Source organism: Agromyces sp. NPDC058104, assembly GCF_042884835.1.
Taxonomy (GTDB): domain Bacteria; phylum Actinomycetota; class Actinomycetes; order Actinomycetales; family Microbacteriaceae; genus Agromyces.
This window is the reverse complement of record NZ_JBHVTD010000001.1, coordinates 924,036-943,081: the sequence shown is the minus strand read 5'-3', so window position 1 is coordinate 943,081 and position 19,046 is coordinate 924,036. Positions and strand designations below refer to the sequence as shown.

Sequence of the window (19,046 nt, the reverse complement as noted above, 5' to 3'; positions counted from 1 at the left end):
TACGTCACACGTATGATCTAATGGCTCCAGCCTTCAGGCACCATTGTCGTCAGAGACGCCGACCAGAAAAGGACGCGAAATGTCACAGCACTCGTCATCGGCCCGTCGAGCTCGCCGGCTCGTCGCCGGCACCGCATCGGCGGCGGCCGGGCTTCTGCTCCTCTCCGCATGCTCCGGGCCCGCCGGTGGCGAGGTGAACAGCGACTACGGCTTCGCCACGGCCGAGCAGGTCGCCGACAGCCCGATCACCGTCTGGGTCGACGCCTCCCGCGAGCCCGCCGTCAAGGCCTTCAAGGAGGCCAACCCCGACGTGCCCGTCGAGTACGAGGTGTACGACGGCAACGCCGGCGGCTCGGGCACCTTCCAGACCAAGATCTCGCTCATGGACCAGGCCGGCGAGGGCTGGCCCGACGTCGTGTTCTCGACCCAGCAGAACGACGCCCTCTGGGCCTCGCAGGAGACCAACGGGCAGCAGGCCTTCGCCGCCCCGCTCGACAAGGGCTTCATCGACGATGACTTCCTGGCCGGCTTCGCCGAGGGCTCGCTCGACTACGCGACCGTCGACGGCACGGTCTACGGACTCCGCAACGACCTCGCCCAGGACGTGACCTACTACAACCAGCGCCTGCTCGACGAGTTCGGCTACGAGGTGCCCACGACGTGGGAGGAGTACGCCGAGCTCGGCGAGAAGCTCGCCGCCGAGCACCCCGGGTACATCCTCGGCAGCCTCGGCGACTCGTTCATGACGTACGTCTATTACGGCGGTTCCGAGTCCCCGGTCTTCCAGGCCGAGGGCACCGAGTTCTCGAGCGACGTGGAGGACGAGCACACCGTCGCCATCTCGAAGATCCTCGACGGCATGCTCGAGAACGGCACGCTCGTGAAGGACAGCTTCTTCAGCGCCGAGTTCGCCCAGAAGTACGCCGACAAGCTCGTCGCCGTGCCCGGACCGGTCTGGTACACGGGCGCGATCTTCCAGGGCGCGCTCGCGGTGCCCGCCGGTGAGATCGGCGTCGGCGCCCCGCTCCGCTGGGAGGACGGCGAGATCGAGACCGGCAACGTCGGCGGCGGCATCTGGTACGCATCGAGCCACTCCAAGAACCTCGACGCCGTCGAGCAGTTCCTCGAGTTCGCGACGAGCGCGCCCGAGTTCCAGGTCGAGGCGTCGTCGGGCTACCCCGCCTACGTCGAGGCCGCCGACGGCTGGCTCGCGAAGCAGGCCGAGACCGGCTACTTCGTGAACGACGACTTCGAGCAGGTCATGTCCGACGCCGCCGGCCAGATCTGGTCGGGCTGGAGCGTCACCAAGTGGAGCCCCGAGTCGGCCTGGGCCACCGTCGTCATCCCGGGCATCGCCGAGGGCGAGTCCATCGAGTCGCTCCTTCCCGCGTGGAAGCAGGAGCTCGACAACGAGGCGACCGTCAACGGATACACGGTGAAGTAGCTTGTCCGAGACTCGCTCCATCACGACGGCCGGTGCTGCCCCCCGTGGCCAGCGCCGGCCGTCGGCCCGGCTCCGGCACTCTCCGAGCCAGAAGCGCCAGGCGCGCTTCGGCTACGTCTTCGTCGGCGGGTACACCCTGCTCCTGCTCGCGTTCGGACTGCTCCCGACGCTGTACGCGCTCTTCCTCGCCTTCACCCGAAACGGCGCCTTCGTCGGCGTCGACAACTTCGTGCGGGTGTTCAACGACTACCGCTTCCTGCCTGCGGTGCTGCACGTCTCGCTCTACATCGTCTATTGGCTCGTCAGCCTCACGGTCATCGTCGTGCTGCTCGCCCTCGTTGTGCACGCGGTCAAGCTGCGCTGGGCGTCCTCCCTCTCGCGCTTCGTGTTCTACATCCCCGGCGCGATCGCCGGGGCATCCAGCGTCATGCTCTGGCTCTTCGTGCTCGACCCGACCGTGAGCCCGGTCTCGGGCCTCCTTCACGCGATGGGCTACGAGTCGCTCGTGCGCGTCGTGTCGCTCGACAACCTGCCGGTCGTCTTCACGATCATCGCCTTCTGGACGGGCGCCGGCGGCTGGATCGTGATCCAGTACGGCGCACTCAACAACATCGACCCCGAGATCATGGAGGCCGCCCGCATCGACGGTGCCGGCGCCGTCAAGACGGCCTGGCACATCCAGCTGCCGATGATGACGAAGTGGATCTCGTACATGGGCATCATGTCGCTCGCGGCGGGCACGCAGCTCTTCGTCGAGCCGCGCATCCTGTCGCAGGCGACCCGCGGCGTCGTGCCCGAGGACTATTCGCTGAACCAGCTGGCCTACCTCTACGCGTTCCGCCAGGGCGACTTCTCGGGCTCCGCCGCGATCTCGATCGTGCTGCTGGCCGTCGCCCTGATCCTCTCGTCCGTGTTCATCTTCCGGGGAAAGCTGTTCGAAAGTGACTGACCGCTCGCAGGCCCGACGCCGGGCGACGACGAACCCGCGACAGTGGCTGTCGAAGATCCTCATCTTCGTGCTGCTCGCCGGATTCGCCGTGTTCTTCGTGCTGCCGATCGTGTGGCTGCTCATCGCCCCCTCGAAGGACGGGCGCCAGCTGCTGCTCGACGCGCCCTTCTCCTTCGGCTCCTTCGAGCAGATCGCCGCGAACTGGAACGCGCTGTTCGCCTTCCAGGACGGGGTCTTCCTCACCTGGCTCGGCAACTCGACCCTCTACTCCTTCGGCGCGCTCGCGCTGACGCTCGTCGTGAGCATCCCCGCCGGCTACGCGCTCGCGCTCGGCGAGTTCCGCGGCCGGAAGCTCCTGCTCATGACGACGCTCATCGTCATGCTCATCCCCAACACGGCGCTCGTGCTGCCGATCTTCCTCGAGCTGTCCGCGCTCCGCCTGATCGGCACCCCGCTGTCGGTGATCCTGCCGTTCTCCTTCTTCCCGTTCGGCGTGTACCTCACGTACATCTACTTCTCGACGGCCGTCTCGCGCGACCTCCTGAACGCGGCCCGCATGGACGGCGCGGGGGAGCTGCGGGTGTTCGCGCAGGTCGCGATGCCGCTCGCGACCCCCGTCATCGCGCTCGTCGGCTTCTTCAACTTCGTCGGCAACTGGAACAACTACTTCCTGCCGTTCCTCATGGTCGGCGGGCAGAAGGTTCCGGTGCAGGTGGGCCTCGCGAACATGCTCGCGAACGTGCCGCAGTTCAATCCGACGACCGCCACCTCGACCGTCATCGAGCTGCCGACGCTCGCCCTCGCGACGCTGCTGTCGGTGGCGCCGGTGCTCATCATCTTCCTGTTCTCCCAGCGCTTCCTCGTCGAGGGCATGACCGCGGGCGGCACGAAGGGATGACCGGGCAGCAGGTCCGCAGGTTCGGGTTCGCGTACGAGGTGCGCCCCGAGACGCGCGAGGAGTACCTGCGGCTGCACCGCGAGGTGTGGCCGGGCGTCGAGTCCGCGCTCCGCGAGCACGGCATCCGCGACTTCTCGATCTTCGTGCTCGGCGACACGCTCTTCGCGACCTACGAGTTCACGGGCGACGACGTCGAAGCGGCGATGGCGCGCATCGACGCCGATCCGACGAGCCGCCGGTGGGCCGAGCTCACCCACCCCCTGCAGCGCCGCTTCGGCGGCGTCGACGACGGCCCGCTGTGGCGCGAGATGGAGCTCGCATGGCACATGGACTGAGCCGCGAGCTGCTCGACGCGCACGTGCACCTGTGGGACCTGGCGCTCACCCCGCAGCCGTGGATCGACCCCGTTGCGATGTCGGCGATCGCACGCGACTTCGGCGCTGGCGACCTCGCCGACCAGCTCGGGGAGGTCGGTCGCGAGCACGGTGCGGATGACCCGGACGGCGCCGCGCGCTCGGCCGACGCGTCGCCGTCGTCGCCGGCGATCGCCGTCACGGGGGCCGTCGTCGTGCAGGCCGACCACTCGCTCGACGAGACCCGTTGGCTGCTCGACGCGGCGTCGGCCTCGACCGCAGTGGCGGCCGTCGTCGGCTGGGTCGACCTCACGGGCGACGTCGCGGCGCAGCTCGACGAGCTCGCCGGGCATCCCGCAGTGGGCCTCCTCCGAGGCATCCGGCACCTCGCGCATGTCGATGCCGACCCCGACTGGCTCGGGCGCGACGACGTCGCCGCGGGCGTGGCCGAGCTCGGCCGCCGCGGGATCGCCTTCGACCTCGTGGTCAGGCCGTGGCAGCTCGGGCAGGCGACCGCCCTGGCGCGCCGCGTGCCCGGCACCCGGCTCGTGCTCGACCACCTCGGCAACCCGCCGCTCGACGCCGAGGCGGAGGCCGACTGGCGCGCCGGCGTCGCGGCGCTCGCCGCGTGCGAGCACGTGAGCGCGAAGGTGTCGGGACTCGTGAGCGGCGGCGACGCGGACGCCGCGGCGCCCGAGCGGCTCGACCGCGCGTTCGACGCGGCGCTCGCCGCGTTCGGCCCGGGGCGGCTCATGTACGGCTCCGACTGGCCGCTCGTGCGGCTCGCGGCCGACGGCTATCGCGGGTGGTTCGTCGAGTACCTGCGACTGACCGCGCCGCTCTCGGCGGCGGAGCGCGACGCCGTCGACGCGGGCAGCGCCCGCACGGCCTACGGGATCGCACGATGAGCGCGCTGCCGCCGCCGCTGCCGCGTCGCTCGCTCGGCACGACGCGGGCCTGGGTCTCCGAGCTCGGCTTCGGGGCGGCCTCCCTCGGCAACCTCTACCGCGAGACGAGCGACGAGGAGGCGCGCGGCGCCGTCGACACGGCTTGGCAGCGCGGCATCCGCTCCTTCGACACCGCGCCCCACTACGGGCTCGGCCTCTCGGAGCGCCGCCTCGGCGCGGCGCTCGCCGGCCGCCCGCGCGAGGAGTTCAGCCTCTCGACGAAGGTCGGGCGCCTCCTCGTGCCGAACCCGGCGCCGACCGGCCGCGACGAGAGCTTCGCGGTGCCCGACGACCTCATGCGCCAGTGGGACTTCAGTCGCGACGGCGTGCTCCGCTCGCTCGACTCGAGCCTCGACCGCCTCGGCGTCGACCGCGTCGACGTGGTGTTCGCCCACGACCCCGACGCGTACCGCGACGACGCCGCCCGGCAGGCGCTCGAGACCCTGGTCGAGCTGCGTGAGCAGGGCGTGGTCGCCGCCGTCGGCGTGGGCACGAACTCGAGCGAGGGCCTCGCCGAGCTCATCGCCGACGGGCTCATCGACGTCGTCATGCTCGCCGGGCGCTACACGCTGCTCGAGCAGGGCGGCCTCGACGCCGTGCTCGAACCGGCGCGCGAGGCGGGCGCCTCGGTCATCGCGGTCGGCGTCTACAACTCGGGGCTGCTCTCGGCGGCCCGCCCGCCGGCCGACGCGAGCTACGACTACCTCCCCGCGCCGCCCGAGCTGCTCGCCCGGGCGAACCGGCTCGCCGACGTGTGCGAGTCGTTCGGCGTGAGCCTTCCCGAGGCGGCATTGGCGTTCCCGCTGCGGCACCCGGCCGTCGCGGGCGTCGCACTCGGCATGCGCACCGCCGCCCAGGTCGACGGCAACGTCGAGCGCCTGGCCGCCGGCATCCCCGACGAGCTGTGGGGCGCGCTCGCCGACGCCGGCCTCGTCGACCCGCGCTCGATCGCCCGCCCCGGCGAGCCCGCTGTTCCACTCGAAAGGACCCACCCGTGAGATTCGTGCAGTACCGCGACGCAGGACGCGTCGTCCCCGGAGTCGTCGTCGACGGTCTCGTCTACGAGTTGTCCCGCGCGACCGCCGCGATCGACGGCGCCTTCCTCGCGCGCGACGACCTCGCCGGCGTGGTCGAGCGCGTCGTCGCCGACGCCGCCGCATGGTCGGGCGCGCCCGGCGCGGGCCGACCGCTCGAGGGGCTCGAGCTCGCGGCGCCGATCGCCCAGCCGACGAAGGTCGTCTGCGTCGGGCTCAACTTCAGCGACCATGCCGCCGAGACCGGTGCCGCGATCCCCGCCGAGCCCGTCGTCTTCATGAAGGACCCGTCGACGATCGTCGGCCCGTTCGACGACGTGCTGATTCCGCGCGGCTCCGAGAAGACCGACTGGGAGGTCGAGCTCGGCGTGGTCATCTCGCGCGAGGCCCGCTACCTCGAGTCACCCGCCGACGCCGCCGGGGTGATCGGCGGCTACGTGCTCTCGCACGATGTCTCCGAGCGTCACTTCCAGCTCGAGCGGGGCGGCCAGTGGGACAAGGGCAAGAGCTGCGAGACGTTCAACCCGCTCGGGCCCTGGGTCGCCACCGCCGACGAGGTGCCCGACCCGCAGGCGCTCGGCATGCGGCTGTCGGTGAACGGCGAGACGCGGCAGGACGGCACGAGCGCCAACCAGATCTTCGGTGTGCACCACGTCGTCTGGTACCTCAGCCAGTTCATGGTGCTGCGCCCCGGCGACCTCATCAACACCGGCACGCCCGCGGGCGTCGCGCTCGGCCTGCCCGGCGAGCCGTACCTCCGCGACGGTGATGTCGTCGAGCTCTCGATCGACGGGCTCGGCACCGCGCGGCAGACCTTCAGGGGGCAGGCGTGACCGCCGGGGCGGCCGGCGGGGTCGACGTGGGCACCGGCGAGTTCGCCGGGCTCACGGCCGTCGTCACCGGCGGCGCCTCGGGCATCGGCCTCGCCGTGTCGCAGGCGCTCGCAGCGCGCGGCGCCCGGGTGGCCGTGCTCGACCTGCACGTCGATGGCCTCGCCGAGCCGCTCGCCGGCTTCGTCGCCGACGTCTCGGACGGCGATTCGGTGGCGCGCGCGGTCGCCGACGTCGGGGCGCGCTTCGGGGGCGTCGACGTCGTCGTCAACAACGCCGGCATCGGCGCGTTCGGCACGGTCGAGGGCCTCGACGAGACCGAGTGGGCCCGTGTGCTGAGCATCAACGTCACGGGGATGGCGCGGGTCGTCGCCTCGGCGCTGCCGCTGCTGCGCCGCTCGCGGCACGCCTCGGTCGTGAACCTCTCGTCGATCGCGGCGACCACCGGCATCCAGCAGCGCGCCCTGTACTCGGCGTCGAAGGGCGCCGTGCACGCGCTGACGCTGTCGATGGCCGCCGATCACGTGCACGAGGGCATCCGGGTGAACGCGGTGTCGCCGGGCACGGCCGACACGCCCTGGGTGGCGCGCATGATCGCGAACGTCGCCGACCCCGAGGCCGAGCGGGCGGCGATGAACGCCCGCCAGCCGATCGGACGGCTGGTCACCGCCGGCGAGGTCGCCGAGGCGGTGCTGTATCTCGCGAGTCCGCGTTCGGCGTCGACGACGGGGTCGGTGCTCGCGGTGGACGGTGGCTTCGGTGGACTGCGGGTGCGTCCGGTTCAGGACTGAACGGGCCGCGGGCGGGCGACGCGGTCGCCCTGCCGCGGAGCGCCGCGCTGCCCGCCGGGGCGTCGCCCCGAGCGGGGGCCCGCCGGGCCCGCTGCGTCCGCCGCGCCGGTCGCCCGGCCGGTCACTCCGCGGTGCGGCCCGGGATGCGGCGGCGCGCCCACGCCTGCGTGATGTGCTCGCTCATCTCACGGGAGGCCGCCTCGGCGTCGCCGGCGATGATCGCGTCGAGGATGCGGCGGTGCTCGTCGATCGTGAGGCCGACCGCCTCGGGGCCGGGGGCCCCGTAGAAGCGGGAGTAGTCGCGGGCGCGGCGCGTGAGCGTGCGGGCGATGCCCTGGGCGAGGTGGTTGCCCGAGATCGCCATCAGCCGGGCGTGGAACTCGACGTCGGCGGCGGCGAAGGCCTCCTGCTGGTCGCGCACCGCCACGAGCTCGTCGTGCGCGTCGGTGAGTGCGGCGAGGTCGTCGTCGTGGTGCGCACCCGCGACGCCGGCGGCCATGACCGACTCGAGCTGGGCGCGCACGACGGCGAGCTCGTCGAGGATGCCGAGTTCGTCGTCGTTCTCGATCATCGTGTTGAGCACGACCCGGTCGAGCACGTTCCACTCGGAGGGGTCGCTGACCTCGGTGCCGCGGCCCTGCACGACCTGCACGAGGCCCTTCTCCTCGAGCCGCTTCATGGACTCGCGGATGACGGTGCGGCTGACGCCGAAGTGATCGCAGAGCTCGGACTCCTTCGGGAGGAGCTCGCCGGGCTGCACCGATCCGGTGACGATCGCGGTCACGAGGTCGTGCACGACGCCCACGCCGAGTCGTTCGGCTGGGCCGCGGCGGGCGCCGAGCTTGGGGTCGGCGTCGGCGGCCGGCGCGTTGAGCGAGGTCATGGCCCCGATCTTAGACAAAACGTGCGACGTATGATGCAGCGGCCCGCGGGCTTGAAACAGGTATGTCGTATGATGTATGTTCTATCTACCCTGAGCACATCGAGGACGATATGAAGATCACCGGGTACCGCACCCTCTCCACGCGCCACGTGTGGAACCGCTCCATCGGCGACGTCAACGGCCACATCCGCGAGGCGGTCACCGAGGTCCCCATCGTCATCGTCGAGACCGACGCCGGCATCGAGGGCGTGGGCGTCGGCTCGCACGCCGACCTCGACCGGCTCTTCCCCGCGCTCATCGGCGAGGACCCGCGAGCCGTCACCGCGCTGTTCGACCGCATGACCGCGCAGGTCTTCAAGTCCGGGCACGCGGGCGCCACCTACGGCGGGCTGGCGACCCTCGACGCCGCCCTGTGGGACATCAAGGCCAAGGCCGCGGGCGAGCCGCTCTGGCGCCTGCTCGGTGCCCGTGACAAGTTCGTGCCCGGGTACGCCTCGGGCCTCGACATCGCCCTCGACGACGAGGAGCTCGCGGTGTTCTACGCCGCCTACGCCGAGCGCGGCTACGTCGCGGGCAAGCTGAAGGGCGGGCTCGACTTCGAGACCGACCTGCGCCGCCTCGGCATCCTGGCCGACGCCTTCCGCGGCAACACCTCGACGCCCGGCCTCATGATCGACGCGAACGAGTCGTGGCAGGTCAAGCAGGCGGTGCGCTACGTCGCCGCCCTGGAGGAGCACGTCGACCTGCTCTGGGTCGAGGAGCCCCTCCGCCGGTGGGATGCCGCGGGGCACGCGCGGCTCAGCGACGCCGTGCGCTGCGCGGTGGCGACCGGCGAGAACCTGACCGGCGTCGACCAGTTCCGCGGCCTCTTCGACGCCGGCGCCCCCGACATCGTGCAGGCCGGGGCGATCTGGGGCGTCAGCCACTTCGTGCGGCTCTCGTTCGCCGCGGCCGCGCGCGACCTGCCCGTGAGCGTCGTCGGTTACAACGCGAATCCCGCCGTGGCCGCCGCCGCCGCCGCAGTGCCCAACCACCTCACGACCGAGGTGCAGGCCCTCGACTTCGCCTCGGGCCTCACCGTCGACCACGAGTTCGTCGACGGCGGCATCGTCCTCGGCGACGAGCCGGGTTCGGGCATCACCGTCGACGAGGCCGCGATCGACGCCGCCGCGCGCGGCGAGGGCTGGGAGTCGACCGCGGGGCCCCACATGCGGCCCGACCGCGCCGGGCTCCGGCTGATCCTCGACGGGGTCGAGCGATGAGCGCCGAGGCGGGCCCGCGTTTCGCCGAGCACACCGGCGGGCCCGTCGGCGAGATCCGCCCGGGGCTCCACCGCGTGGTCGCTCCGCTCGGCGAGCGCTTCATCGCGATGTACCTGCTCGTCGGCGACGACGCCGCGCTCCTGCTCGACACGGGCGTGCGCGAGTCGATCACCGAGACCCTGCTGCCCTACCTCCAGGCTGCGGGCATCGACCCGGCGAAGCTGCGCTGGGCGATCAACTCGCACTGCGACTACGACCACACCGCCGGCAACGGCGCGCTCCGCGCGGCGCTGCCGCACGTCGAGCTGCTCGCGCACCGTCTCGACCGCGAGCTCACCGAGGACGTGCAGCGGCTCATCGACGAGCGCTACGGCGAGTTCCGCGGCACCGACGGCTTCGACGACCCGGCCGAGACCACCGCGTACCTCCGCGGCGTGAGCGACCTGGTGCCGCTCGACCGCGGGCTCGAGGGCGGCGAGGTCTTCGAGCTCGGCGGCCGTGCCGTGACCGTGCTGCACGTGCCCGGGCACAGCCCGGGCCACCTCGCCGTGCACGACCCCGCGAACGGCGCCGTCCTCATCGGCGACGCGACCCTCGGCGAGACTGTGCCCTTCGCCACCGGCGAGCCGGCGTTCCCGCCGACGTACCGCGACACCGACCCCTACCTCGCGAGCATCGACACGTTCCGAGCGCTCGCGCCCGAGCTCGTGCTCACCGCGCACTACCCCGTCTACGAGGGTGCGCAGGCCTGGCACTTCCTCGACGAGTCGGCCGACTACGTCGCCGTCGTCGACGCTGCCCTCACCGCGGTGCTGCGCGAGTCCGACGAACCGCGCACGACGCTCGAACTCGTGCGCGCCGCCGGGGCGGGCCTCGGCCCGTGGCCGTCCGAGGCGCTCGACTACTCGGTGTTCCCCGCGACGGGCAACCTCGAGCGCCTCCGCGACCGCGGCCTCGTCGAGGAGGGCCGCCGGGCCGATGGCCTCCGCACGTGGCGGTGGGTGCGATGAGCCGCCGGGTGCGCATCGGCGCGGTCGGCGCCGGCTGGTGGGCGACGAGCAACCACTTCCCGATCTATGCGGCCCGCGACGACGTCGAGCTCGTCGGCGTCTGCGGCTTCGGGCCGCAGCTCGAGCGCGTGCGCGCCGAGTTCGGCTTCGGCATGGCGACCGAGCGCTACGAGGAGCTGCTCGACCAGGACCTCGACGCCGTCGTCATCACGACCCCGCACGACCTGCACTACGAGCAGGCCGTCGCGGCGATCGAGCGGGGTCTGCACGTGCAGGTCGAGAAGCCGACGACGCTCGACTCCGCGAGCGCGTGGGATCTCGTCGAGCGCGTCGAGCGCGCCGGCGTGCACTTCCTCGTGCCGTACGGCTGGAACTACAAGCCCTTCACCGTCGAGGCGCGGCGGCTCGTCGAGGCGGGCCACCTCGGCGAGATCCAGCACGTCGTCTGCAACATGGCCTCGCCGACGCGCGGGCTCTTCGCGGGCGACCCCGACGACATCCGCCAGCTCTGGGACTCGGCGACCGACAGCGGCCCCGACAAGTCGACCTGGCAGTCGCCGAACCGCGGCGGAGGCTACGCCCACGGACAGGTCACCCACTCGAGCGCCCTGATGTTCTGGCTGACCGAGCTGCGCGCCGCGACCGTCTCGGCCCGGGTCAGCCGGGCGGGCGCGGCGGTCGACCTCTTCAACGCCGCGACGATCTCCTTCGACGGCGCCGCGATCGGCTCGCTCTCGGGGGCGGCGACCGTGCCCGACGGCGACCCGTACCAGGTCGACGTGCGCGTCTTCGGCAGCGAGGGCATGCTGCTCGTCGACACCGAGCGCGAGCGGGTGAGCCTGCACCGCTACGACGGCAGGAAGTGGGACCTCGACATCGAGCCCGGTGCCGGCGCCTACGAGTGCCTCGTGCCGCCGAATCGCTTCATCGACCTCGTCGCCGGCACGAGCGACGAGAACAACTCCGACGCGCGCGTCGCGGCCCGCTCGGTCGAGCTCATCGACGCCATGCTCCGCTCCTCGGCCGCCGACGGCGCGGTCGTCGCGGTGCACGACTGAGGCGCCGACGCCCTGAGACCCACCCCATGACCCACCCACCGATCCCATTCCGGAGCTCCAGATGAACGTCCCCTCCGTGCTCGCGGGCTACCGCGTCGTCGACTGCTCGATCGCGATGGCGGGGCCATTCGCGGCCCAGCGCCTCGGCGACCTCGGCGCCGACGTCGTCAAGGTCGAGCCGACGACCGGCGAGTGGCAGCGCCACGCCTCCGCCGGCGGGGCGAGCGGCAACGAGATCAACGTCTCGTTCCTCTCGCTCAACCGCAACAAGCGGTCGCTCGCCCTCGATCTGAAGCACGACGAGGGCCGCGCCGCGCTCTACGAGCTCGTGCGCACGGCCGACGTGTTCCTGCAGAACTACCGCCCGGGCGTCGCGGCGCGCCTCGGCGTCGACTACGAGTCGCTGAAGGCGATCAACCCCTCGATCGTCTACGTCTCCATCTCGGGCTACGGCGAGAGCGGCCCGTACCGCGACCGACCCGGGCAGGATCTCCTCGTGCAGGCGATGTCGGGCGCGATGCTCTCGGCCGGGCGCGACGGCGACGAGCCGAGCCCGGCGGGCCAGTTCCTCGCCGACGCGGTCACCGCCTCGACGGCGTTCGAGGGCGTGCTCGCGGCGCTGCTCCACCGCGAGCGCACCGGCGAGGGCCAGCTCGTCACGGTCAACATGCTCGACGCCGTCACGACCCTGCAGATGCAGGAGCTCAGCGTCTTCACCGTCGGGCAGAAGCCGCAGCAGCGCAGCCGCGAGGCGCTCGCGCACGCGTACATCCGCGCGCCTTACGGCGTGTTCAAGACGCTCGACGGCTACGTCGCGCTCGCCTTCGCCGAGCCAGAGCTGCTCGGCCAGCTCATCGACGAGCCCTCCTTCGCCGGCTGGAAGGCCGAGGAGCACGGCTGGTCGCACCGCGACGAGCTCCACGAGCGCATCGCCGCGCGCCTCGCGACCGGCACGAGCGCGCACTGGATCGAACTCCTCGGCGCCGCGGGGATCTGGATCGGTCCGGTGTACTCGTACCAGGACCTGGTCGACGACCCGCAGATCGCCCATAACGGCACCTTCGTCGAGTACGACCATCCGACCGAGGGCCGCGTGAAGACGCCGGGCTTCCCGTACGCGTTCTCGGCGACGCCGGCCCGCATCGACCGCGGCGCTCCGCTCACCGGCGAGCACACCCGCGAGCTCCTCGGCGAGCTCGGCTACACGGCCGAGCAGGTCGAGCAGCTGCTCGAGCACGGCGCCGCGAGCGATCGGATGCTGCGGCGATGACCTCCCCGTCGGCGTCGACGCGGTTCCGCGGCCTCACGTGGGACCACCCGCGGGGGCGCGCCGCGCTCGAGGCTGCGGCCGCGGCATCCCCGGGGCTCATCTCGTGGGACGCGCACTCGCTCGAGGGCTTCGAGTCGGCGCCGATCGACGACCTCGCCCGTCGCTACGACGTGATCGTGCTCGACCACCCGCACCTCGGCGACGCGCTCGCGACCGACAGCCTCCGCCCGCTCGGCGAGCTGTTCGACCGCGAGTGGCTCGACGCCCTCGAGGGCGCGAGCGTAGGCCCCAGCCTCGCGAGCTACCGTCTCGGCGGCGACGTCTGGGCGCTGCCGCTCGACGCGGCGACGCAGGTCGCCGCGCTCCTGCCCGAGCGGGTGCGGTCGGCCCCTCGCACCTGGGGCGAGGTGCTCGCGCTCTCGCACCACGAGCCCGTCGCCCTGAGCCTCGCGGGCCCGCACGCGTTCCTCACCTTCGCCTCGCTCTGCGTCGCGCTCGGCGAGGAGCCGCGCACCGAACCCGGCTCGGGCTTCGTCTCCGAACCCGTCGCCGAGCGCGCACTCTCGCTGCTGCGCGACCTCGCGGGCCGGGCGCCCGAGGGCAGCGCGCTGCTGAATCCGATCGGCCTGCTCGAGCGCATGCGCCGCGATCGCGACCTCTCGTACGTGCCGCTCGTCTACGGCTACGTGAACTACACGGCCGGCGACGACGGCCTCCGGTTCGCCGACGCGCCCGCCGCGCGCCAGGGCTCCCGTCGCGGCTCGACCATCGGCGGCACCGGCCTCGCGATCTCGCGTCGTGCCGCGGTCGACGACGAGCTGCTCGAGCACCTGCGCCGGCTGCTCGACCCGGTCGTGCAGGCCGGCTTCATCCCCGACCACGAGGGGCAGCCGAGCGCGCGCAGCGCGTGGCTCGACGAGCGGGTGAACGCCGCGTCGCGCAGCTTCTACCGCGCCACCCTCAAGACGATCGAGTCGGCGTGGGTCCGCCCGCGGGTCGCGGGCTTCACCGCCTTCCAGTCGGAGGCGTCCGAGCTGGTGCGGAAGGCCGTGATCGCCCGCGCCGACGCACGCGCCGCGATCCGCGAACTCGACCGACGATTCGACGCACTCGCCCGAGAAGGAGCACTGCGATGACCGAGACCACCTCGACCGGCGACATCCGCCTCGAACTGCGCGGCCGCGTGGCGGTCGTCACGATCGACCGCCCGGCGAAGCTCAACGCCGTGACGCAGGAGATGAGCGACGAGCTCGTGCGGGTCATCCACCGCGTCAACGACGACGACGCCGTGCGCGCGGTCGTGCTCACCGGCGCGGGGGAGCGGGCGTTCTGCGCGGGCAGCGACATCCGCACGCTCGACAAGTACGCGACGCCCTGGGACTTCCGCAACCGCATCGACTACTGCGACGCGCTGCGCGAGTGCCGCAAGCCCGTCATCGCCGCCGTGAACGGCTACGCCTTCGGCGGCGGCCTCGAGACGGCGCTGATCTGCGACATCCGCCTCGCCTCGACGAGCGCGAGCTTCGCCGCCCCCGAGATCAAGCTCGGCTGGATCGGCGGCGGGGGCATGTCGGCGTTCCTCGCCGCCTCGGTGGGCCCGTCGAACGCCGCGGTCATGCTCATGACCGGCGAGGCGATCGACGCCGAGACGGCGCTGCGCTGGGGACTCGTCACCGAGCTCGTCGAGCCGGAGCGGCTCGTCGACCGCGCCGTCGAGCTCGGCGCGACCATCGCCGAGCGCCCGCCGATCGCCGCCGAGACGGCGAAGGCGAACCTCCGCGCCGCGGCCAACATGCCGCAGGACGCGGCGATCCGCTACGAGCGCGACCTGCAGACCGTCACCTTCGCCACCGCCGACGCCGACGAGGGCCGCGCCGCCTTCGCCGAGCGGCGCGCCGGTGAGTTCCACCGCCGCTGACGCGGCCCGAGGCATCCTGACGAACACCGAACCGAGGAGTTGCACGTGACCTGGACCACCATCGGCGACGCCGCCGCCATGCTGCCCGTCGACGGCACCGAGGGCACGCTCGCCGGACGCATCTTCGACCCCGCCGCGGGCGGGCCGAGCGTCGTCGCGATCCGCGAGCACGGCGTCGTCGACGTGAGCGGCAGCTTCGCCACGATGCGCGCCCTCACCGAGCAGGCCGACCCGGCCGCCGCGCTCGCCGCGGCCGACGGCCCGGTCGTCGCGAGCCTCGCCGAGCTCGTCGCGAACACCCCGGAGGACACCCGCGACGCGGGCCGGCCGTGGCTGCTCTCCCCGATCGACTTGCACGTCGTGAAGGCGGCCGGCGTGACCTTCCCGGTGTCGATGATCGAGCGCATCATCGAGGAGCGGGCGCGCGGCGCCGCCGACTCGGCGGCCGATGTGCGCGACGAGGTGCTCGGGCTCCTCGGCGGCTCGCTCGACGACCTCGTGCCCGGCTCGCCCGAGGCGGCGGCGCTCAAGGAGCTGCTCATCGAGAAGGGCATGTGGAGCCAGTACCTCGAGGTCGGCATCGGCCCCGACGCCGAGGTGTTCACGAAGGCGCCCGTGCTCGCGACGGTGGGGTCGGGGTCGGATGTCGGCGTGCTCTCGACGTCGGCGTGGAACAACCCGGAACCCGAGCTCGTGCTCGTCGTCGCCTCCGACGGGCGCATCGTCGGCGCCACCCTCGGCAACGACGTCAACCTGCGCGACATCGAGGGCCGCTCGGCGCTCCTGCTCGGCAAGGCGAAGGACAACAACGCCTCCGCCGCGGTCGGCCCCTTCATCAGGCTCTTCGACGGCGGCTACTCGCTCGACGACGTCCGCAGCGCGGTCGTCACGCTCGAGGTGGAGGGCGTCGACGGGTTCCGCCTCGAGGCGACGAGCCCGCTCGCCCGCATCAGCCGCGACCCCGCCGACCTCGTCGCCCAGACGATCGGCGACCACCACCGCTACCCCGACGGCTTCGTGCTCTACCTCGGCACCCTGTTCGCGCCGATCCAGGACCGCGACGTCGAGGGTCACGGCTTCACCCACAAGACCGACGACCTCGTGACGATCCGCGAGCCGCGGCTCGGCGCCCTCATCAACCGGGTGCGCCCGAGCGAGCAGGTCGCCCCGTGGACGCTCGGCATCGACGAGCTCTACCGCGGCCTCGCCCGCCGCGGGCTGCTCTGAGCTCGCGAACGCACCCGACCGCACCGACCCGACCGACGTCCAGCCCGACAACCGGAGAACCCATGCTGCGCACCACCGACCCCCGCACCGCCGTCACCGCCGACACCGGCCTCGAACCGACCGACCCGGCTGGCGTCGCCCGCGCCGTCGACGCGGCGGCCACCGCCTTCGAGGTGCAGCGCTGGTCGAGCCGCGACGAGCGCGCCGCGCTCCTGGAGGCGCTCGCCGACGGGCTCGAGGACGACCGCGAGCTGCTCGTCTCGACCGCCGATCGCGAGACCGGGCTCGGCACCGCGCGACTGAACGGCGAGCTGTCGCGGGCCGCGTTCCAGTTCCGGCTGTTCGCCGAGGCGGTGCGCGAGGGCGGTTACCTCGAGGCGACGATCGACCACGCGGGCGAGACGCCCATCGGCCCCGGACCCGAGATCCGACGCATGCTCGTGCCGATCGGCCCCGTGGCCGTTTTCGGCTCGAGCAACTTCCCGTTCGCGTTCTCGGTCGCGGGCGGCGACACCGCGTCGGCGATCGCGGGCGGCAACACCGTCGTGCTGAAGGCCCACAGCTCGCACCTGCTCACCTCGCAGCGCTCGTTCGAAGCATTGTCGCGCGCGGCGCGGGCGGCGGGTGCACCCGAGGGGCTGCTCGGCATCGTCTACGGCACCCAGTCGGGCCGCGACCTCGTCGCCGACCCTCGCATCACCGCGGTCGGCTTCACCGGCTCGCTCGGAGCGGGGCAGGCCCTCATCGACCTCATCAACCGGCGCGAGCAGCCCATCCCCTTCTACGGCGAGCTCTCGAGCGTGAACCCGCTGATCGTCACTCCCGGCGCCGCCGAGGCGCGGGCCGAAGAGATCGCGGCCGGCCTGTTCGGCTCGTTCACCCTCGGCGCGGGCCAGTTCTGCACGAAGCCCGGCATCGCCTTCGTGCCCCGCGGCGCGGGCGACGAGATCGTGGAGGGACTCGTGCGGCGGGCGGCTGAGGCATCCGGCCAGGTGCTGCTCAACGAGCGGATCGCGAGCTCGTTCACCGAGATTCGCGACCGCCTCGTCGACGACGGCGGTGCGCAGCCCGCCGCGGCCGGCACCGTCGCCGACGACGCGACCGGATTCGAGGCCGCTCCGACGGTGCTCACGATCGACGCCGCCGCGTTCACCCCCGCGCTCGCCGAGGAGGCCTTCGGCCCGCTCGTCGTCGTCGCGCGCTACGACTCGGTCGACGAGGTCGTCGCCGCGCTCGCCGCCGTGCCCGACTCGCTCACCGCGACCGTGCACGGCGAGCCCGAGGAGTCGGAGCTCGTCGCCTCGCTCACGCGCCGGCTCGTGCCCCTCGCGGGCCGCATCGTCTACAACGGCTACCCGACGGGCGTGCGCGTGTCGTGGGCGCAGCACCACGGCGGCGGCTGGCCGGCGACGAACAGCCAGCACACCTCCGTCGGGGTGAGCGCGATCCGCCGGTTCCTGCGGCCGGTCGCGTTCCAGGACGCCCCCGAGGGGGTGCTGCCCGTCGAGCTGCACGAGGGCTACACGGGCGTGCCGCGCCGGGTCGACGGCGTGCTCGAGCTGCCCGCCTGACGGCCCGCCTCGCGGGCCCCGCGATGGGAGTGGCAGAAACCTTGCGAGTCGTGGCATTCTGGCCGGATGCCTCGTCGTCTCCATCGCGTCGCCGTGCTCGTCCTGCCCGGGGCGAAGCCCCTCGACGTCGGCATCCCCGCGCAGGTGTTCTCGACTCGGGCGAGCATGCCCTACGAGGTGCGCGTCTGCGGCGCCGCGCCCGGCCTCGTCACGGGCGGCGACGGGCTCTCGTACCACGTGGCCGACGGGCTCGACGCGCTCGCGTGGGCCGAGACGATCTTCATCCCCGGCTACCGCCGACCCGATCTCGACGACCCGCCCGTCGCGGTGGTGGAGGCGCTGCGCGCGGCCCACGCGCACGGCGCCCGGCTCGCCGCGATCTCGACGGGGGCGTTCGCGCTCGCCGCGACGGGGCTGCTCGACGGCCGCCGGGCGACGACGCACTGGCACTACACGCGGGCGCTCGCCACGAGGCATCCGCTCGTGAACGTCGACGCCAACGTGCTCTTCGTCGACGAGGGCACCGTGCTCACGAGCGCCGGCGCCGCCTCGGGCCTCGACCTCTGCCTGCACCTCGTGCGCCGCGACCACGGGGTCGCGGTCGCGAACCACGCGGCGCGGCGGCTGGTGGCTGCGCCGTACCGCTCGGGCGGCCAGGCCCAGTTCGTGCCGCGGAGCCTGCCGCCCGAGCTCGGGGCGGTGTTCGCCGACACCCGCGAGTGGGCGCTGCGCCGGCTCGACGAGCCGCTCACCCTCGACGCGCTCGCGCGGCACGCGAACGTGTCGGCGCGCACGTTCTCACGCCGCTTCGTCGATGACACGGGCTACACGCCCATGCAGTGGGTGCTGCGCGCCCGGGTCGACATGGCGCGCGAGCTGCTCGAACGCAGCGAGCTCGGCATCGACCAGATCGCGGCGCGCGCGGGTCTCGGCACCGGGGCGAACCTGCGGCTGCACTTCAAGCGGATCCTCGGCACCTCGCCGAGCGATTACCGCGAGACGTTCTCGAGGGGCGAGTAGCGCGCGGCGGGCGCGGCCCGCGCGGTCATGCCAGGTCGAGCACCGTCCACACGACTTCGCCGGCCTCGTCCTCGACCACGGTGCGATCGCGCCGGAACCCGAGCTTGTCGAGCACCCGGAACGAGGGCGCGTTCCAGCTGCCGACGGTCGCCCACAGCCGGCGCCGGCCGGTCGCCCGGGCCGCCTCGACGACGGCTGCGGCGGCCTCCGTGGCATAGCCGCGGCCGTGCGCGCTGCGCAGCAGCTCGTACGCGAGCTCGGGCTCGTCGATCGTCGACCGCCCGATGACGAGGCCGCAGTACCCGAGGAACTCGTCGGTGCCGCGCGGGTGCATCGCGAGCAGGTGGATGCCTCGGCCCGGCGCGGTCTCGCGCGCCCCGCGGATGTCGTCGAGCGCGGCGTCGAGGCTCATCGGCTCGCCGTCGGGCTCGGGCCCGCCGCTCGTGCGCGAGGCGTGGTCGCCCTCGCGCTCGGAGACGAGGCGGCGGTAGCCCTCGGCGTCGGACTCCTGCCAGAGCCGGAGCGTCAGGCGTTCGGTCTCCAGGGCGAAGGGCAGCGGCGCGTAGGGCATGCGCCCACGA

General features: G+C 72.8%; 19 protein-coding genes. 17 read left to right on the top strand and 2 right to left on the bottom strand.

Translation table 11 applies throughout. The features are described 5' to 3' along the window. The first annotated feature begins 79 nt into the window (after positions 1-79). Genes ACFVTH_RS04510 through ACFVTH_RS04475 form a run of 8 tightly spaced genes read left to right on the top strand, consistent with a single transcriptional unit; the run spans position 80 to position 7,246 of the window. Positions 80-1,444, top strand: a complete 1,365-nt coding sequence (locus tag ACFVTH_RS04510; RefSeq protein WP_387087142.1) for an ABC transporter substrate-binding protein — start codon at positions 80-82, stop codon at positions 1,442-1,444. Position 1,445: 1 nt separating this feature from the next. Beyond that, positions 1,446-2,393 (top strand): carbohydrate ABC transporter permease, encoded by a 948-nt coding sequence (locus tag ACFVTH_RS04505; RefSeq protein WP_387087140.1) that lies wholly within the window; start codon positions 1,446-1,448, stop codon positions 2,391-2,393. Continuing rightward, a complete protein-coding gene (locus tag ACFVTH_RS04500; protein WP_387087138.1) occupies positions 2,386-3,291 on the top strand; it encodes a carbohydrate ABC transporter permease in 906 nt (301 codons plus the stop codon). The genes ACFVTH_RS04505 and ACFVTH_RS04500 overlap by 8 nt, the downstream gene beginning before the upstream one ends. Beyond that, a complete protein-coding gene (locus ACFVTH_RS04495) occupies positions 3,288-3,626 on the top strand; it encodes an L-rhamnose mutarotase (RefSeq protein ID WP_387087136.1) in 339 nt (112 codons plus the stop codon). Before ACFVTH_RS04500 ends, ACFVTH_RS04495 begins: the two co-directional genes overlap by 4 nt. Continuing rightward, complete coding sequence (locus ACFVTH_RS04490; RefSeq protein WP_387087134.1) at positions 3,611-4,552, top strand: amidohydrolase family protein; 942 nt, start codon at positions 3,611-3,613, stop codon at positions 4,550-4,552. Before ACFVTH_RS04495 ends, ACFVTH_RS04490 begins: the two co-directional genes overlap by 16 nt. Continuing rightward, the gene (locus ACFVTH_RS04485) at positions 4,549-5,589 is read left to right on the top strand and encodes an aldo/keto reductase (RefSeq protein WP_387087132.1); all 1,041 of its coding nucleotides are present in this window, start codon (positions 4,549-4,551) and stop codon (positions 5,587-5,589) included. The genes ACFVTH_RS04490 and ACFVTH_RS04485 overlap by 4 nt, the downstream gene beginning before the upstream one ends. Next, the gene (locus ACFVTH_RS04480; protein WP_387087130.1) at positions 5,586-6,458 is read left to right on the top strand and encodes a fumarylacetoacetate hydrolase family protein; all 873 of its coding nucleotides are present in this window, start codon (positions 5,586-5,588) and stop codon (positions 6,456-6,458) included. The genes ACFVTH_RS04485 and ACFVTH_RS04480 overlap by 4 nt, the downstream gene beginning before the upstream one ends. Continuing rightward, positions 6,455-7,246 (top strand): SDR family NAD(P)-dependent oxidoreductase, encoded by a 792-nt coding sequence (locus ACFVTH_RS04475; RefSeq protein ID WP_387087128.1) that lies wholly within the window; start codon positions 6,455-6,457, stop codon positions 7,244-7,246. Before ACFVTH_RS04480 ends, ACFVTH_RS04475 begins: the two co-directional genes overlap by 4 nt. 121 nt (positions 7,247-7,367) lie before the next feature. Here the strand turns inward: ACFVTH_RS04475 and ACFVTH_RS04470 are convergent, their stop codons facing one another. After that, positions 7,368-8,129: a FadR/GntR family transcriptional regulator gene (locus ACFVTH_RS04470; protein ID WP_387087126.1), complete on the bottom strand. Its 762-nt coding sequence runs from the start codon at positions 8,127-8,129 to the stop codon at positions 7,368-7,370. 110 nt (positions 8,130-8,239) lie between these two features. Between ACFVTH_RS04470 and ACFVTH_RS04465 the strand changes: the two genes are divergently transcribed. From ACFVTH_RS04465 to ACFVTH_RS04425, 9 genes are all read left to right on the top strand, one after another. Beyond that, on the top strand, positions 8,240-9,391 hold the full coding sequence (locus ACFVTH_RS04465) for a mandelate racemase/muconate lactonizing enzyme family protein (RefSeq protein WP_387087124.1): 1,152 nt from the start codon (positions 8,240-8,242) through the stop codon (positions 9,389-9,391). Beyond that, positions 9,388-10,401, top strand: a complete 1,014-nt coding sequence (locus ACFVTH_RS04460) for an MBL fold metallo-hydrolase (RefSeq protein WP_387087122.1) — start codon at positions 9,388-9,390, stop codon at positions 10,399-10,401. Before ACFVTH_RS04465 ends, ACFVTH_RS04460 begins: the two co-directional genes overlap by 4 nt. Further along, entirely contained in the window at positions 10,398-11,459 is a 1,062-nt protein-coding gene (locus tag ACFVTH_RS04455) for a Gfo/Idh/MocA family protein (protein WP_387087120.1), read from the top strand. Before ACFVTH_RS04460 ends, ACFVTH_RS04455 begins: the two co-directional genes overlap by 4 nt. 61 nt (positions 11,460-11,520) lie before the next feature. Continuing rightward, positions 11,521-12,729: a CaiB/BaiF CoA transferase family protein gene (locus ACFVTH_RS04450; RefSeq protein ID WP_387087118.1), complete on the top strand. Its 1,209-nt coding sequence runs from the start codon at positions 11,521-11,523 to the stop codon at positions 12,727-12,729. Continuing rightward, on the top strand, positions 12,726-13,865 hold the full coding sequence (locus ACFVTH_RS04445; RefSeq protein ID WP_387087116.1) for a hypothetical protein: 1,140 nt from the start codon (positions 12,726-12,728) through the stop codon (positions 13,863-13,865). The genes ACFVTH_RS04450 and ACFVTH_RS04445 overlap by 4 nt, the downstream gene beginning before the upstream one ends. Then, entirely contained in the window at positions 13,862-14,647 is a 786-nt protein-coding gene (locus tag ACFVTH_RS04440; RefSeq protein ID WP_387087114.1) for an enoyl-CoA hydratase/isomerase family protein, read from the top strand. Before ACFVTH_RS04445 ends, ACFVTH_RS04440 begins: the two co-directional genes overlap by 4 nt. Positions 14,648-14,692: 45 nt before the next feature. Continuing rightward, positions 14,693-15,874, top strand: a complete 1,182-nt coding sequence (locus tag ACFVTH_RS04435; protein ID WP_387087112.1) for a fumarylacetoacetate hydrolase family protein — start codon at positions 14,693-14,695, stop codon at positions 15,872-15,874. A gap of 62 nt (positions 15,875-15,936) precedes the next feature. Continuing rightward, the gene (locus tag ACFVTH_RS04430; protein WP_387087110.1) at positions 15,937-17,445 is read left to right on the top strand and encodes an aldehyde dehydrogenase (NADP(+)); all 1,509 of its coding nucleotides are present in this window, start codon (positions 15,937-15,939) and stop codon (positions 17,443-17,445) included. Between the two features lie 66 nt (positions 17,446-17,511). Further along, positions 17,512-18,465, top strand: coding sequence for a GlxA family transcriptional regulator (locus ACFVTH_RS04425; RefSeq protein WP_387087108.1), 954 nt, complete (start codon positions 17,512-17,514; stop codon positions 18,463-18,465). Between the two features lie 25 nt (positions 18,466-18,490). On the opposite strand, the gene ACFVTH_RS04420 is transcribed toward ACFVTH_RS04425, so the two are convergent. Then, a complete protein-coding gene (locus tag ACFVTH_RS04420; protein WP_387087106.1) occupies positions 18,491-19,036 on the bottom strand; it encodes a GNAT family N-acetyltransferase in 546 nt (181 codons plus the stop codon). Positions 19,037-19,046 lie beyond the last annotated feature (10 nt).